This window comes from Leeuwenhoekiella sp. CH_XMU1409-2 (assembly GCF_037029365.1).
Taxonomy (GTDB): Bacteria; Bacteroidota; Bacteroidia; order Flavobacteriales; family Flavobacteriaceae; genus Leeuwenhoekiella; species Leeuwenhoekiella blandensis.
Genome location: NZ_JAYMEI010000009.1, coordinates 80,348 through 97,003 on the forward strand (window position 1 = coordinate 80,348; position 16,656 = coordinate 97,003).

At 42.4% G+C, this 16,656-nt stretch carries 9 protein-coding genes; all 9 read right to left on the reverse strand.

All coding sequences use genetic code 11. The features are described from left to right. Window positions 1-41: 41 nt before the first annotated feature. The 9 genes from WA338_RS11140 to WA338_RS11180 all read right to left on the reverse strand — a co-directional run bounded on the left by WA338_RS11140 (window position 42) and on the right by WA338_RS11180 (window position 16,174). Window positions 42-734, reverse strand: a complete 693-nt coding sequence (locus tag WA338_RS11140; protein ID WP_009781011.1) for an SGNH/GDSL hydrolase family protein — start codon at window positions 732-734, stop codon at window positions 42-44. 4 nt (window positions 735-738) lie between these two features. Then, on the reverse strand, window positions 739-3,054 hold the full coding sequence (locus WA338_RS11145) for a GH92 family glycosyl hydrolase (protein WP_009781010.1): 2,316 nt from the start codon (window positions 3,052-3,054) through the stop codon (window positions 739-741). A 20-nt stretch (window positions 3,055-3,074) separates the two neighbouring features. Then, the gene (locus tag WA338_RS11150; RefSeq protein ID WP_009781009.1) at window positions 3,075-5,366 is read right to left on the reverse strand and encodes a GH92 family glycosyl hydrolase; all 2,292 of its coding nucleotides are present in this window, start codon (window positions 5,364-5,366) and stop codon (window positions 3,075-3,077) included. Between the two features lie 33 nt (window positions 5,367-5,399). After that, window positions 5,400-7,571, reverse strand: coding sequence for a beta-L-arabinofuranosidase domain-containing protein (locus WA338_RS11155; protein ID WP_273005789.1), 2,172 nt, complete (start codon window positions 7,569-7,571; stop codon window positions 5,400-5,402). Between the two features lie 26 nt (window positions 7,572-7,597). Next, window positions 7,598-8,572 (reverse strand): glycoside hydrolase family 43 protein, encoded by a 975-nt coding sequence (locus WA338_RS11160; RefSeq protein ID WP_273005788.1) that lies wholly within the window; start codon window positions 8,570-8,572, stop codon window positions 7,598-7,600. Window positions 8,573-8,763: 191 nt separating this feature from the next. Continuing rightward, window positions 8,764-10,212, reverse strand: a complete 1,449-nt coding sequence (locus tag WA338_RS11165; RefSeq protein ID WP_273017035.1) for a Gfo/Idh/MocA family protein — start codon at window positions 10,210-10,212, stop codon at window positions 8,764-8,766. 210 nt (window positions 10,213-10,422) lie between these two features. After that, window positions 10,423-11,112, reverse strand: a complete 690-nt coding sequence (locus tag WA338_RS11170) for a DUF3823 domain-containing protein (protein ID WP_273017034.1) — start codon at window positions 11,110-11,112, stop codon at window positions 10,423-10,425. 18 nt (window positions 11,113-11,130) lie between these two features. After that, the gene (locus WA338_RS11175; RefSeq protein WP_336093372.1) at window positions 11,131-13,011 is read right to left on the reverse strand and encodes a RagB/SusD family nutrient uptake outer membrane protein; all 1,881 of its coding nucleotides are present in this window, start codon (window positions 13,009-13,011) and stop codon (window positions 11,131-11,133) included. A 13-nt stretch (window positions 13,012-13,024) separates the two neighbouring features. Further along, on the reverse strand, window positions 13,025-16,174 hold the full coding sequence (locus WA338_RS11180) for a SusC/RagA family TonB-linked outer membrane protein (RefSeq protein WP_336093373.1): 3,150 nt from the start codon (window positions 16,172-16,174) through the stop codon (window positions 13,025-13,027). Window positions 16,175-16,656 lie beyond the last annotated feature (482 nt).

Below are 16,656 nucleotides of genomic sequence, written 5' to 3' on the forward strand. Positions count from 1 at the left end.
CTCATCGAGCAGGCTTTGTTGTTTCAATTTATAGTTAAGCCTTAGCGCTTTAAAGCTTCTTTGATCGCTGCTAATGCCAACGGTTCCATCACTTTATAGCCTTCATCTGTAGGATGCACGCCATCATAAGAAAGTGCTTCCGGAAGACCGTTTGCTTCATTTACCATTTCAGAAAAATAATCCAGATATACCAGGCCTTTTCCTTTGGAGTAATACTTCAGCATCATATTCAGTTCTAAAATGGGACCTACGGAATCCACTTCAGGCTTCCACGGATATTTAGACGCAGGAAGAATAGAAGAAACAATAGGAACAATGCCATTTGCTTCTGCCAGTTCAACCATAGAAACCATATTGTCAAAAATCTGGGCTGTAGTCATCGGGCCGGTATTTCCGGCGATATCGTTGGTTCCGGCAAGGATCACTACCGCCACGGGATTTAGATCGATCACATCCTGTCTAAAACGCAACAGCATCTGAGGCGTGGTCTGACCGCTAATTCCGCGACCGATGAAGTTATTCTTGGTAAAGAAATCAGGATCGCTATTGACCCAACCTTCGGTAATGGAGTTACCCATAAAGACCACTCTGTTTTCTTTTGCATAGATTGAATCTACTTGTGCATTGGCTTCGGCATAGCGCTTTAAATTAGGCCAATCTTGTGCCGTTGACTTAAAAATACTACCCCAAACCATAAAAACTATACATACCGAAAGTTGGACAAATTTGCTCATAAACTTAGTTATAAAGATTCTTATTAGGTTTTCTACTCATATAAAAAGTAAGCGTTCCACCGTTCATAACCTGATCGTGCGTGATGAATGGCTCGGTAAGTTCTTGACCGTTCAATTCTACTTTACGCACGTATACATTCTTCTCAGACTGATTTTTAGCTTCAACCTTAAAGGTATTTCCGTTATCTAAGTTAAGCGTTGCTTCTTTAACCGCAGGGCTTCCTAAAGCATAATCTACAGATCCCGGCGCAACAGGATAAAATCCTAAACTGCTGAATAGATACCAGGCACTCATTTGACCAAAATCGTCATTACCACTCAACCCATCTGAACCGGTCATATATTTCTCTTTTAAGATCATTCTGATCTTGTCCTGTGCTTTGTAAGCATCGTCTGTCCAGTTGTACAAATAAGCCACGTGATGCGAAGGTTCGTTACCGTGTACATAGTTTCCAATGATTCCTTCACGCGAAATATCTTCGGTATTTTCAAAATACTTATCTGGCAATTCCATCGTAAATAACGAATCTAAGTGCGTACTGAATTTCTCTTTTCCGCCCATAAGATCGATCATTCCTGCAGGATCTTGAGGAACATAAAGACTATAATTCCAACTGTTTCCTTCAATAAACCCTTGACCGTGCGTGTTCAATGCGTCAAACTCTTTTTTAAAGCTTCCGTCACTCAATTTAGGACGCATAAATCCGATAGATTTATCGTACACGTTTTTCCAATACGTAGAACGCTCGATGAACTCTTTGTAGATTTCGTCACGACCTAATTTCTTAGCAGCTTGTGCAATCGCCCAGTCATCGTAGGCATATTCTAAAGTTTTAGATACCGAAGCACCACTTTTATCTTCAGGTACATAGCCCATATCGATATAGTCCCCAATACCGTCAAAATAACGAACGCGCGCCGTCTCCACACAAGCGTCTAAAGCAGCGTTTTGATCAAAATCAGCATTGCCTTTTACAATAGCATCTGCAATTACTGAAGCTGAATGATAACCGATCATACACCAGTTTTCATTAGCATAATGCGACCAGATAGGAAGCATATGATGTACACTTTGTTCCTGATGCACCATCATAGATTGCACCATATCCTGATTGCGTTGTGGCTGCAATACATTGAATAAGGGGTGCAACGCACGATACGTATCCCAAAGCGAAAAGCTGGTATAATTGGTAAAGCCATCGGCTTCGTGCACATTGCGATCAAGACCCATATATTTTCCGTCTACGTCCATATAAACGGTTGGACCTAAAAAGGCGTGATACATTGCGGTGTACAGATTTACTTTGTCAGATTCTTCTAAAGTTTCTACAGTAACTTTTTGCAATTCTTTATTCCAGGTGTCGCGCGCTTGTTGCTTTACAGCGTTAAAGTCCCAACCCGGAACTTCAGCTTCCATATTCTTTAGCGCACCTTCGGTACTTACCGGAGATAGCGCCATTTTAACCTGAATCGCTTCATTTGCTTCCGTATCAAAATCGAAATACAGTCGCAGGTCATTTCCTGCCATTTGTGGGAAATTATGCTCCTGATCAAAACGTCCCCAGAATCCGCGATATACTTGTCCGGGTTGTTTTTCCTGACCATAACTCTTAAAAGCTTTGCTGAAGGTCATCGCAAAGTACACCTTACGCGTACGCGCCCAACCGCTGGTTTGGCGATATCCGGTAATGGTAGAATCGTTCTCTACACGCACGATCGTCCACACATTCTTCTCATCATAATTGTAGATTCCTGATTTAAGATCGAGGATAATATGCGCTTGATCACTTTTTGGAAATGTGTATTGATGCACACCTACGCGTGTGGTGGCTGTCATTTCGGCTTTGATGCCGTAATCTTTTAGGTTAACGGCATAATATCCTGCTTCTGCTGTTTCTTCATCGTGAGAAAAGCGTGAGCGGTAACCGCTGTCGGGATTGGTCTCTGTTCCCGGATTGAGTTGTAGTTTTCCTACCGTTGGCATTACTAAAAAATCACCCAAATCAGAGTGACCGGTACCGCTAAAATGCGTGTGGCTAAATCCAACAATTGTTGAATCTTCATATTGATAACCGGCGCAGTATTTATAAACGTCGGGATTGTAGCGCCCGTTAACCGCATACGGAATGGTATCGGTATCGGGACTTAACTGAACGCTTCCAAAAGGTACAGTTGCACCGGGATAGGTGTGTCCCATTTTTGCAGTCCCGATCATCGGATCTACATATTTGGCAAGGTCTTCTTGTGCTTGGGTGTTAAAAACACCAGCCGCAAGTATACTTGCGACGGTGCATAAACCCTTTAGTGTAATTCGTGTCATGTATTTAAAGGTCTCTGTATTTATTCATTAGAAAGTGAATACGGGTACGCCGATTTTTTGGTTCCGCGTGATTTGTTTGGAGTTTCACTCATATCATAATCAATGGTCATTCCATCCATTATCGCCTTGTGGCTTAACCAGTTTTTATTATAGGTTTTACCATCGACTTTCATCGATTCAATATAGCGGTTTTCATCGCTATTTTTAGGTGCATTGATCACCAGCTCTTTTCCGTTTTCGAGCTTCAGCGTAAGCTTTTTAAATAAAGGAGCACCCAGAACATATTGATCTGTAGCAGGGGCAACAGGGTAGAAGCCCATTGCAGAGAATACATACCAAGCCGAAGTTTGCCCGTTGTCTTCGTCACCGCAATAACCATCTGGAGTTGCCATATACATTCTGTCCATCGTTTCACGCGCCCAGTATTGTGTTTTCCACGGAGCACCGGCATAGTTGTATAAATAGATCATATGCTGAATAGGCTGATTACCGTGTGCATACTGTCCCATATCTGCGATTTGCATTTCACGGATCTCGTGAATCACACCCCCATAAACGCTCTCGTCAAAAATAGGAGGCATAGAGAAAACCGAATCCAATTTCTTAACAAACTTTTCTTCGCCGCCAATCAAGTCGATAAGTCCCTGTACATCGTGAAATACAGACCAACTGTAATGCCAGCTGTTTCCTTCAGTGAATGGGTTACCCCATTTGAACGGGTTAAAGTCTTCTTGCCAGCTTCCGTCTTCATTCTTACCGCGCATCAAGCCATAGCTAGGATCAAAAAGGTTCTTGTAGTTCATACTACGCTCTTTATAGATCTCGATCTCTTTTTTAGGTTTTCCGATAGCTTTTCCGAATTGATAAATAGCAAAATCATCATAGGCATATTCTAGCGTTCTTGCGGCGCTTTCATTGACGCCAACATCGTACGGTACGTAGCCCAATTTGTTGTAGTATGGCGCACCGGCACGACCTACAGCAGTCATAGGTCCTTCGTTATTCGCACCATTAACTAATGCTTCCCAAAGCGTTTCAGTATCATAACCTCTCAAGCCTTTAATGTATGCATCTGCAACTACAGAAGCCGAGTTATTACCTACCATGATATTGGCATATCCCGGGCTTGACCATTCTGGTAACCAGCCGCCTTCTTTAAAATCATTGGCAAGACCCGCTTGCATTTCTTTATTGATCGATGGGTAAGCCAGGTTTAAGAATGGGTAAAGCGCTCTAAACGTGTCCCAGAAACCGGTACCGGCAAACATATATCCGGGTAAGATTTCGCCAGTATATGGGCTCCAGTGTACGATCTCATCTTTAGCATTGATCTCGTAAAGTTTATTGGGGAAGAATAAGGTTCTGTACAAACACGAGTAAAACGTTCTTACCTGATCAATAGTCCCGCCACCTACATCGATGCGGCCTAGTTTTTCATTCCAAAGCGCTCGTGCATTTTGTTTGGTAGTTTCAAAATCGTTATCGCCAATTTCGCGCTCCAAATTCAATTCGGCTTGTTCAAAACTGATGAAAGAAGAAGCGACTTTAGCATTAACGACAGCACCGTTTTTAGTGTCAAATCCTACGATCGCTCCGGCGTGATCAGCTGTCATTTCAGCTTGACCTTTTGCTAGGGTATCGCTTTGCCAAGTATTTACATCGCTAAAAGGTGTATCAAATTTGATGACAAAATAATTCTTGAAATTCGTAAGTCTACCACGTGCATATTTGGTCGTATATCCAATGATCTTATTTTCTTCAGGGATCACTTTTACATACGATCCTTTATCAAAAGGGTCGATCACTACATACGAACTGTCGGCCTTTGGAAATGTCATTTTAAATTGTGCAGCGCGCTCAGTCGGCGTAAGCTCAACCGTTACATCGTGATCTGCTAAGTACACTTTATAGTAGTATGGCGTAGATTCTTCCGCCTTATGCGAAAACCAGCTTGCGCGATCATCCTGATTAAATTTCATACCACCGGTAACGGGCATTAATGAAAATTGACCATAATCGTTCATCCAAGGAGAAGGCTGATGCGTCTGCTTGAAGCCACGAATTTTATTGGCGTTGTACGTATACGCCCAACCGTGTCCCATAGGTCCGGTTTGCGGTGTCCAGAGGTTCATTCCCCAAGGCACTGCTACTGCAGGATAGGTATTTCCGTTAGATAATCCAGGGCTTGAGTCGGTACCCATTAACGGGTTTACATAATCAACAGGGTTGTGCACCGTTTCTACCAGCGTTTCTTGTGCTTGCGTGGCAGTAAATAGCAATCCGGTACATAATCCCAAAAGTAATTTTCTCATAAGTGTGAATTTGCGATTAACAAGTTTAAAGGTTTATTTAGTAGGTTTCCAGGTGGTTGCAGCGTCGCCTTCTCCGATCACCGGAAAGGCACTGATGCGTAAACGCGCGGCACCCATAGGAATTAATTCAATAGTTTCAGCCGGTTCATCAGATTTTACAGGACTTGGCTGCAATTCCCCTGCAAGACCATATTGGTCAATCGTCCATTGCGGGATGCGCTTTCCTTTTGCTTTGATCACAATAGGTGCTGCATCAACCGTAAATGGATAATTATCTTCAGGCCACGATTTGGTTTCAATGGTGAACGAATCTTCAAGATGCTCTTTGTCTAAAATTAAGCCATAATTCCACGGCGAAGCCGGATGAATCTCAAAAGAAGGCCATTTTTCTACATCGGCATCTTTTTGCCATTTTGAATCCCAAACTGCAGTTTGCGAACTGTTTTTTGTGGGGTATTCCTCTTCTATTTTAAGCGAAAAGGTAAGCGGGCCATAATCAAGACTTACACTGTTGTTATTGGCTTCCCAGGTTCTTAAACCTAATTCCTTCGGAAGGGTCAACGTAACTTGGTCACCATCTTTCCATTCACGCTCAATACGTATATAAGTATTTGCTGAAGGGTTAGCATCAAGAGCTTCGCCATTTAAAGCTACCGAAGCTTGCTTAGCCCACGCCGGAATTCTAAAGTATAATGGAAACTCCACAGCCTCTGAAGTGTTTACGGTAAAGTCTAAACGTTCAGTAAACGGGTAGTTTGAGTTGTTAGTTACCGTCACTTCTTTACCATCGCTCACCTTTGCAGTAACCGAACCTGCTGCATAAAGAACAGCCGCAAGACCGTTATCTGGAGTTGCCATAAACAGATTTTCGGTAAAATAGGCCCAGCCTTGCCCGTGATTATGTTGACAGCATCTGGAGCTAAACGGGTTCATCATTAAAAACGGACCAGCATTCGCAATCCCCGGACTGTGATTGGCATCATCGTTTAATACCATATTGGGGCTGGTGATGTAGCGCAGCGATCTAAAATCAGGCATTAACGCAGCAGGGTAGGTGTTAAAAGCTACTTCTTCAGCGTGGTCTGCCCAGAAAATATCACCGGTAATACGCAGTAAATGCTCATCGCTATTCATTTGTTCTACCATTCCGCAGGTTTCAACACCTTGACGCGGATCGCTATAACCGGGACGTGCATTTTCATCAGCACCAAACATTCCGCCCGGAACCTGACCGAAATAAGTTCGTATGATCTTAAAGTTGTCATAGGTAGCCTGCAAATCTGCTTCATTTCTGCTTAGCTGATAATATTGAGCCGGTTCTCTAAACCCCTGTGCGATGTTCACATTATGCCAGTCTACCAATTTACTAAACCAGTCCGGGAATTCCATCCCTTCACGGGTTTCTTTATGGTTGTGAATTTCGTCTAACGTATTGTCGCGCTTCGACCAATCGGCATTGGTCCGGTGTAGTTTTTCGGCTAAATCTAAAAGGAATTTATCTCCGGTACGGTTGTACAACCAGATCACGCTATAGAGGTTATCACCACCACGCAAGGTTTGCCAATAATGTATACCTGAAAGCATTTTATCATCAGGCACACTGTTTTGATACTTGAAGTATTTGGTCATCAAGTCGATTACACGCTCATCCTTTGTGGCTTCGTAATAGGATTGCAGGCAATACAGCATGATCATATTAGACCAGAAGTCTTGAGAACCGTCGCGATCTGAAAACATTTTAGGGCCAAAATTCCCATCTTCGCGCTGACTTTTGAGCGCAGCTTCAAACCAGATTTGTGATTCTTTGATCATTGAAGAATCTTGCAAAATATAGCCGGTATTGGCATAGCCTTTTAACCAATATGGGACTTCTTCCCAGCCCCAGGCGCCTGTGCCATCGTCAGATAACCAGGCATTATCGTCTTTTTGTAACCAAGCGCTTATTTCGCCAAGATTGCCCATAAGACCGTCTGCCTGTCTTTGCAGACTTTCCTTGAGCCAGCTTCCCGGTTTTATGGCTCCTAGCGGAAGTTTGATCAATGCACTTGGAGCAAGCGGTGCGCGGTTGCTCACATAATTGGTATTGGTCTGTGCTACCGAAGGTTTAGCTACGGTAGTAATAGTCATTTCTTGTTTTGAAGCATCATCGCAGGAAAGAATCAACAAGCAACTTGCGACAATGCCAAATACATTGCTCTTTTTCATTTTTAACTGCTTCTGGTGGTATCCGGTTAGTTGAGCGGGTGAGCCTCAACGCCTTCATTGGTGATCTTGACGGTTTTAATGCGACCGTCTTCATCAAAGTACATTTTATCAATGCAGGTTTCTCGTGAGTTCTGATCGGTCTCGTCTAAAGGTCTGCGGTGATAGACCATATAGTAATCGTCAGAATCTTTAGGGTGAATCACACTGTGATGTCCGGCACCTGTAGCGATCTCAGGATCTTGTTGAAGGATTTTATCTTCTCTTTTAAAAGGCCCAAAAGGAGAATCTGAAATGGCATAAGCCACGCTATAATCAGGACCGGTCCAGCCACCTTCAGACCACATGAAATAATATTTACCGTCTTTGATAAACATGAACGGACCTTCTACATAGCTTTCTGGCGTGATCTCTTTAAAGGTTGTGCCATCTTCAAAAGGAATGAATCCGGTAAAATCATCATTTAATTTAGCGACATTACAATGTCTCCAACCTCCATAATACAAGTAGTACGAGCCATCTTTATCTTTAAACACAAATTGGTCAATAGGCTGCGCGCCATTATGAAATTTATCGATTAAAGGTTTACCCAAATGATCTTTAAAAGGACCTTCTGGAGAGTCACTCACGGCAACTCCAATTCCGCCTAATTCCTCATCACTTTGAATATCGTTTGCACCAAAGAACAAATAATATTTATCGTCTTTTTTGATGATGGAAGGAGCCCACATCGCACGTTTGGCCCATTTGATCGCTGAAGTATCTAATATGCGTTCATGCTTTGTCCAATCGGTGAGATTGGGAGAAGAGAACACATCAAGAAAAACTTGTTTGTCATAAGGAGCCGAGTAGGTAGGGTAGATGTAGTAGGTGTCGTCAAAAATGATCCCTTCAGGATCTGCATACCAGCCCGGAAAAACAGGGTTGTTGTTAGCCACTTCCTTTTTTTGAGCACAGCTGGTGAAAAGTGCCGGAAGAAGCAAAAATGTAAAGAGTTTTTTCATAATTGCAAATTGAGGTTTTAAATATAAGTATATCTTTCAGTAAAACGTTTTAGCTAGCTAAAGAATTTTAATATTTTTTTAAGTTTCTGCTTAAAAACAAAAAAAATCTACTTTCTAGACCCATTAGTTGCATTATGGAATCGAGAAAGTAGATTCTGTTTTTAAGAATCAGCTTGTAAATTGAGCTTCATTTATAGCGTCCAACCTTCTCGGTAGTTACGCTTTACAAACTGATTTGCTTCTTCAAAATTAGTCACGCGCATATTCTTTGCGTCCCAAAGCATTTCGATATAACGTCCCGGATATTCCACATTACCATTCTCAAGTTCTTTGCGAATGTCAAAACCTCTGATGGCAAGATTTGCGATCAATAAAGTTTCTGTAAGTGGGCCTGCAACGTTAAAGGGCGAACTCACTTCTTTCTTACCATAACCGGCAAGAGCAGCTTCTACCCATTGCTTATAGTGACCGCCTGCACCGCCGGGTACACGCTCATATTTTTCTGCAACTTTAGTGCGTTCTGTTTTAGAAGTAGGTAATAACTGTGGATTTTCAGAATAGGTACCACACATCATTTTTCCTTTAGTTCCTACAAACAGCACACCGTTGCCACCGTCCCCAAATACTTCGTTAGGACCTAATTCTTCTGGACGGGTAGGTTGAATACCACCATCCATCCAGTGTAATTTAATATCGCCTTTGGTTTTATCGGTTTTTGGGAAGGTCATCGTTACGTGACTAGACGGTGGGCAGCTCTCCGGGAAATAACCGCGCTTGAATTCGTCTACATACACACTTCCTACGCTACATTGTACATCTTTAGGATATTTTAAATTAAGCACACGCACGGGGACTTCAACCAGATGACATCCCATATCACCTAGTGCGCCGGTACCGTAATCCCACCAGCCACGCCAGTTAAACGGTACTAAGCCTCCTACATATTCTTTATAAGGAGCGGTGCCCAACCAAAGATCCCAGTCTAATTCGCTAGGAATTTCAGCAGAAGTTTGTGGCCAAGGAATTCCTTGTGGCCATACCGGTCTGTCTGTCCAGCAATACACTTCTTCGATCTCACCGATCAACCCAGCATCAAACCATTCACTCATTAAACGCGTTCCGTTGTTAGAAGCCCCTTGGTTTCCCATCTGCGTCACCACTTTGTATTTATCTGCTGCTTCGGTAAGCTGGCGTGCTTCATAAATATCGTGAGTTAAGGGTTTTTGTACATAGACGTGCTTGCCCATTTCCATAGCGGCCATAGCTTGTACTGCGTGATTATGGTCTGGTGTAGAAACAGAAACCGCATCTATTTTATCGCCTTCCTTCTCTAGCATTTCGCGATAATCTTTATAGTACTTTGCCTTAGGAAACCGCGCTCTTGAATTGGCTGCTCTGCGGTCATCAACATCACATAAAAATGCAATTTCAGCCAGGCCAGAATCGGCAAAACTTTTAATATCACTTTCTCCTTTTCCGCCTACACCTATACCGGCAACAACAAGTTTGTCACTAGGTGCAGTAAAGCCTACACCGCCTAATACGTGTCTGGGTACTATAGAAATACCTAAAGAAGCAATAGATGTTTTTTTGAGAAAATCTCTTCGTTTAGAAGAATGGGAATTCTGTTTTTCTTTCATGTTTCTGATGGTGTTAAGTGCGTTAAAGGTTCTCACTATGGAAATTTATAAACTTTTAAAAGAGAAACTATAACGTTTGAAGTAAAATTTAGGTTCAATATAGATAAAACGTTTTACTTAGATTAGATTTTACTGAATTTTTTTCTTCAAAAGAAAAGCCCGGCAACTACAATCACCGGACTTTTACTACAAATTCAACTAAAACGCTCTTTATAAATCTAATTTTTGAACCGGACTGAAGAGCATATCTTCAACGCCCGCTATTTTTAAGGCAATTCGTGCAAAAACGTATGGTTTGGAGTATCCATCAGGTAAAGCTGTGCTTCCGCTAAGGGTCCCGTCACCTACGGTCATATCGCTCCATACCATGTGATAATCTCCATTGTTAGAGACTTGTTCGGTATCGTTGAGGTATAATCTGGCGAACTCGATATTGCGCGCATCGGCACCTGTGATGATCTGCTCGTAACTTGCTGAAGCGTCGACTGCAGCAGTGCCCGCATTAAAAGTTTCATTACGCAACATATAATAGGGAAGTACTTCAATATCTAAGTTGGTATTTCCGCGTAGCGAAATAAAGATCGTATCGCCCTGCTGCTCGTTTACCTCATACGCTTTAAACGGTCCCTGACCATTGATGAATTTTAATTTGTAGTCGCCGTCAAAAAAGCGTCCACTAAACGAACCATCCAGATCGAGGTGAACATCCAAAGGGGCTAAAGCTCCAAAACCCGGCTGAAAAAGTTGAAAACGCACTTCGCGTGCACCCACTTCAATAGGTTCCCCGTTGTATACGATGTTTCCGGTAAAGAAGGATTCTGGCTCCTCATAATTGTCAATTTCGCAGGATGCAAAAAGCAATGCCACCGCTGCTAAGTATATATAATTTGTGATTTTCATAATCTTAGGCTTTTAAAATTATTGGTTAGGGTTTCTAACGATCAATGGGTTATTGTTTAAAATACCTGCTCCAATCTCTGAGTAATAATTCCCAAACTGAAAGCGATCTGCACCAGTTACTCGGTTTGGCTTCACAATTTTGTAGATATAGGTACCGTCGTTGGGGCCACCCGGATTGTAATATTTGTAAGGCCAAAGACCAAAGGGTTGCGTTAACCTCTTAGTAGCATCTCCAATGTTTTCAGTAATAGATGTAGCGTCCATTGGAGTGCCATCAAGGACTTCGTGTGCAATTCTCCAGCGTTTTAAATCGAAGAAGTGTAGCCCTTCAAAAGCAAATTCTACAAAACGCTCGTGAGCGATACGATCAAATGTTATATCTGCGGCAGCCAGATCGGTAGTGATTCCTGCACGGCGACGTACCTGATTGAGATAACCTGCAGCAACTTCATTTTGATTGAGTTCAAAAGCCGCTTCTGCAGCATTCAATAAAACTTCTGCATAGCGATAGCGAATGAACCACACGTCACTACGCGTCCCACGCTGTCCGGAGCCTGCTTTAGGGTCTTGGTATTTACGAATATAAAAACCGGTTTGTGCGGTAAATTCTAATCCGTCAATAGGACCGTCAAAACCTACAACCTGAATATCATTGCCCAACACTTCTTTTTGTTGACCACGAGAATCTCCGCTTATGACCGTTCCATCAGAAAGTTGAACACCTGCAAAAATATCTACCTCACGACCTTTAAAAGAAGATCCCGGTACGATCACAGTACCCATAAGTCGCGCATCTCTATTAGCAAATAAAGCTTCTGGCGTATCGTAATATATAGGATCTCCCGAAGCATCTTCTATAGGTAAAGGCGCATAGGTTCCATCTAAAGTTTCAAAAGACTGCACCAAACTCAGTGCCGGGTTGATACGGCCACCTTCTTCTTCTTCGGCACCATATCGCGGTTGATTGGCAATCGTAAAGCCATGGGTTTTCTGTGTTTGAAGCATAAAATCTTCTACAAAGATCGCTTCAGAATTATTAGACTTATCATAGAATAAGCTCGCAAAGTTTTCAGACAAATCTGGCTTTTTCTCATAAAGGGCATAGCTTCCTACTTCGCCATTGATGATGGATTGAGCCGCATCTAAAGCTGTTGCATAATATTCATCTGCACGAGAAGCGGGAATCCCAACCTCTCCACCGGGAAGTGAAACTTGTGGCGTGCTCGCACCATATTTTGCGATAGAGCCGGCGTACAATGCCGCTCTTGCTTTCATCGCCATTGCAGCCGCTTTAGTAGCGCGTGCCTTTATGCCTGAATCTCCGGGAAGATCAGCCACTATAGCATCTGCTTCACTAATTACAAAGTCATAAAGTGCAGCTTCGGTTTCTCTAGGAAACTGCAAATAGGTAGCGTCACCGCTAAAATCATAAGTCTGTGATTCTAAAATTAGCGGAACTCCTCCCATACGTTTTACCATGGTAAAATAATACGAGGCGCGCAGGAAGCGACCTTCAGCGGCAAAACGGGCTTTTTCTGCCGGGTCTAATTCTTCAGAAAGCTCAAGACGTTCTAAGAACAGGTTCATCTCTCTGATGTAGCCATAGTCCCAAGTGCCCCAATCGCCGTAGCCGTATCCACCGTTCTGAAAGTACCAGTACCTTCCGGCTTCAGACCAGAATGCGATATTAAATTGCGCTAAGGATGACCAATCTTCTACAGTGCCAAAATCATAATAGCGGTTGTAGAGATCAGCCAGTACCGAAATTACAAGATCTGGACTTCCAAAAGCCTGTTCCTGACTGAGAACATTGGTAGGCTCACGGTCTAAGAATTCGCTGTCTGAAGAGCAACTGCCCAACAGAAAGGATATCATTAAAAAGTATATGTATTTTTTCATTGCGTGCATTTTTTTATAGTGAAACATTAACCCCAACATTGACGAATTTGTTCTGAGGATACTGTAGTCCATTAGCATCAGAGATTTCAGGATCAATGCCATATTCTGCTACATTATCAATAGAGAAGAGGTTGTATCCGTTTACGTAGAATCGCGCTTTTTGTACGTTGATCTTGTCTAGGAAGGTTTTGGGTAATGAATATCCTAACTCAATCGTACGTGCTCTCAAATAGGTCACGTTGTGTAACCAGAATGTAGAATTCTTGTTGTAGTTACTGTGCCCGCCATCGTTAAAGCGCAATGCAGGATATTTACCCGGAATCCACTCGCTGTTAGGATCAAAAGGATCTGCGCGTCTCCAACGGTCTAAGAAAATTTTATTTAGAGCACCGTTATTTTGATACGCCCAGCGCTGCTCCCAGCTCTGGTTCCACGAGAATCCTGAAGCTCCTGAGAAGTCTGCTGTAAAGTCAAACCCTTTATAGGCTACATAAATGTTTAAACCGAAATTGATCAACGGGTTGTAGTTGTTATACCCAATAGGAGTCTCATCATACCCGTCTATACGACCGTCACCATTTACATCCTCGTAAATCAAATCACCCGGTAATAGGGTGCTGTTTCCGCGACCGTCAATATCAACCGGATAATTGTCAATTTCTTCCTGAGACTGAAATTGTCCAACGGTAGTGTATCCCCAAAAGATCGTATTGTAACGGTCTTCAGAAGAGGCACGGTAACGTTGATACGAGTTATCAAAACGAGGCTTATAAGACGATAAGAATTTACTTCTGGAGATCGAACCGCTCGTGGTAACACTAAAGGAAACCTCGCCAACTTCATCTGAATAGGATAACGAACCGTCAACACCATAGCGTGCATCAGAGTTTACGTTTTCATCCGGAAGTCCGTAGCCCAATTCATTAGGAATCAGAATGTCGTATTTACGACCTCTCAAGCCGGTGCGTTTTCTGTAGAAATAATCAACGGTACCAGAGAGTTTACTTCCAAACATATAGAAGTCGGCACCTATGTCAAGAATTTTACTTTTAAACCAAGAGATATTAGAAATAGGCTGTCCCTTATCGCGCGCAGGAATTACCGCTTGTCCATCGAGGATTACCGGCGTTCCATTGTTTACGTTGTAGTTGTAACCGGGTAAATAATCAAAAGCACCAATACCTACATTATCATCTCCCAACACCCCGTAAGAACCACGGAATTTGAAGTTGTCCAGAATGCTTTCTTCACCGATAAGATCTTTAAAGAATTGCTCTTCGGTGATTCTCCAACCTACAGAAGCCGAGGGGAAATACCCAACGCGCTTGTCTGGAGCAAACTTCCAGGAAGCATCCCGTCTTGCAGAAAGTTCGAGGTAATATTTATCGCGGAAGTTATAATTGAATTGTCCAATATAGCCAATACGTGCTTCTTCAGAATCGCTGTCATCGTATTGATCCATATCAGAAAAATAGATCAGCGGAAGTGTATTGGTACTGGGTACTGCGTGGACATATTGTCCCAGATATCTGAATTCCTGACGTTCTGCGATAAACAACGCTCCAAAAGAGTGATCGCCAAAATCGCGTTTCCATTGTAGTTGACCTTGATAGGTGTTTCTAAATACTTTACGGGTTGCACGTTCTCTAAAGGGGTTAGTACTACCACCGGTTACGTTATACTCATCGGTATCGGGATTGTAAGTGAACGCTTCATACGTATACTCGTGACCATCTTGCAAACGGTCTGCGATGTAGTATGAGTAGGTTCCTTTTGCGGTTAAACCTTTAACTCCCGGGATTTGATATTCTGCAGTAAAATTGGCTTGCAACTGTCTCCAGTTTTCCTCATAATACCCACCGGTTTCAAAGTTGTGTAATGCCCAGTTGGTTTCATTATGCCCAATATCATTAAGATACTCCGGGTTGTCATTTGCGTAGGGACGCTCAAATGGACGGTTACGCAAAATAGCAAAGCGAGGTAACCAGTAATCGTCATAACCAGGAATCCCCGGGTTTCTGCGCGTCTCTACACTACCGTTTATTTGTACACCAATTTTGAGTCGGTCTGTGATGTTGGCGTCAATATTACTTTGAATGTTGGTACGCTTAAATGTAAATTCATCACCAAAAACCGCTTGCTGATTGAGGTGTGTTCCTGATACATAATAGTTGATGTTTTCAGAACCACCTGTAGCGCTGAGGTTGATGCTGGTGAGTGGTGCATTTCCTTTTACGATAAAGTCTTTCCAATTAAAGGATTGATAGCCGCGCTCTTCACCGATGCGGTATTTCTCTAATTCTTCAGGTGTGATTCCTGTAGAACCAAACTGATTTACTTCAGCTTCAGCTTTCCCCAGCATCCACTCATACGAATCGTTTACCGTTTCCGGGAAGCGAGACCAATTTTGCCATCCTGTATACGCATTGATGTTTATGGTATTTCGGCTTCCTTTTTTACCGCGTTTGGTCGTTACCACAACGACACCATTTGCCGCACGCACCCCATAAACCGCAGCAGAAGCATCTTTGAGCACGGTGATACTCTCAATGTCGTTGGGTGAGATGTTGTTGAACTGTCCTTCATCCTGTTGAATTCCGTCAATTACATAAAGAGGTGTTCCCATATTACGTATCTGGATAGATGCGCTTGCTCCGGGACGCCCGTCATTCATACGGAAACTTACTCCCGGAATTTTACCTGCGAGACCTGCACTTACGGTTGCTCCACCGTGTACTTTCTCCAGATCTTCGCTCGTGATGGTAGCGATAGAACCGGTGATCGACTTTTTATCTTGTGTAGAATACCCTGTTACCACAACCGCATCAAGGCCGGCAACGTCTTCTTCGAGTTGTACATCGATTTGCGTTTGCCCGTCTACCGGGATTTCTTTGGTTTTAAAACCAACATAACTAAAAACAAGTGTAGCGTCTGGTGCAGCGCTTATACTGTAGTTTCCGTCAAAATCTGTGGTGGTGCCTCGTGTGGTACCTTTTACTAAAATGGTAATATAGGGTAGTGGCCCCGAGGTTTCTCCGGCCGAGCTTACATTTCCTTCAATAGTGATGTTCTCCTGCGCATATATGTTTTGCAAGCACATAATACCAAGAACCAACATCAACAATGGATGCCATTTAATTGGGTTCAGTAGAAGTTTTTTCATTGAGTTTCATTTTTGTGAGAATTAGTTTGAATTGTTTCGGTTGTTAAAAAATTAAGATTCTGGTGTGTTACGATATCGATATCGTAAAGAGAGGACGAATGTAATAAAACGTTTTATCGCGACTGAAAAATAAAAGTATATTTTACGCTTAATAAGTAATATTGACGCAAATGGTAAGATTTAAGACAATTTGTAGTTACAAATGTTAACTAAATATATTTATAGTGTTTCATTTTGAAACTATAACGTTTGATGTAATGAGGATGTAGTTAATCTATTTCAAAGACCCTCTAATTTGTTTCAGGAGCCGATAAATTGTCTGAGATCGAGGTTGAATTGTTAATATTTTTAACAGAAAGTAGCGTTTTACCTTTATTATTGAAATATCACACAAAGTGAATCTTTCAATCTGCTTTAAGCGCTTTGTACAGCAACACGGTGTTTTTTAGTTCATAAGGTTATCTTTTGAAACTCTGAATTTT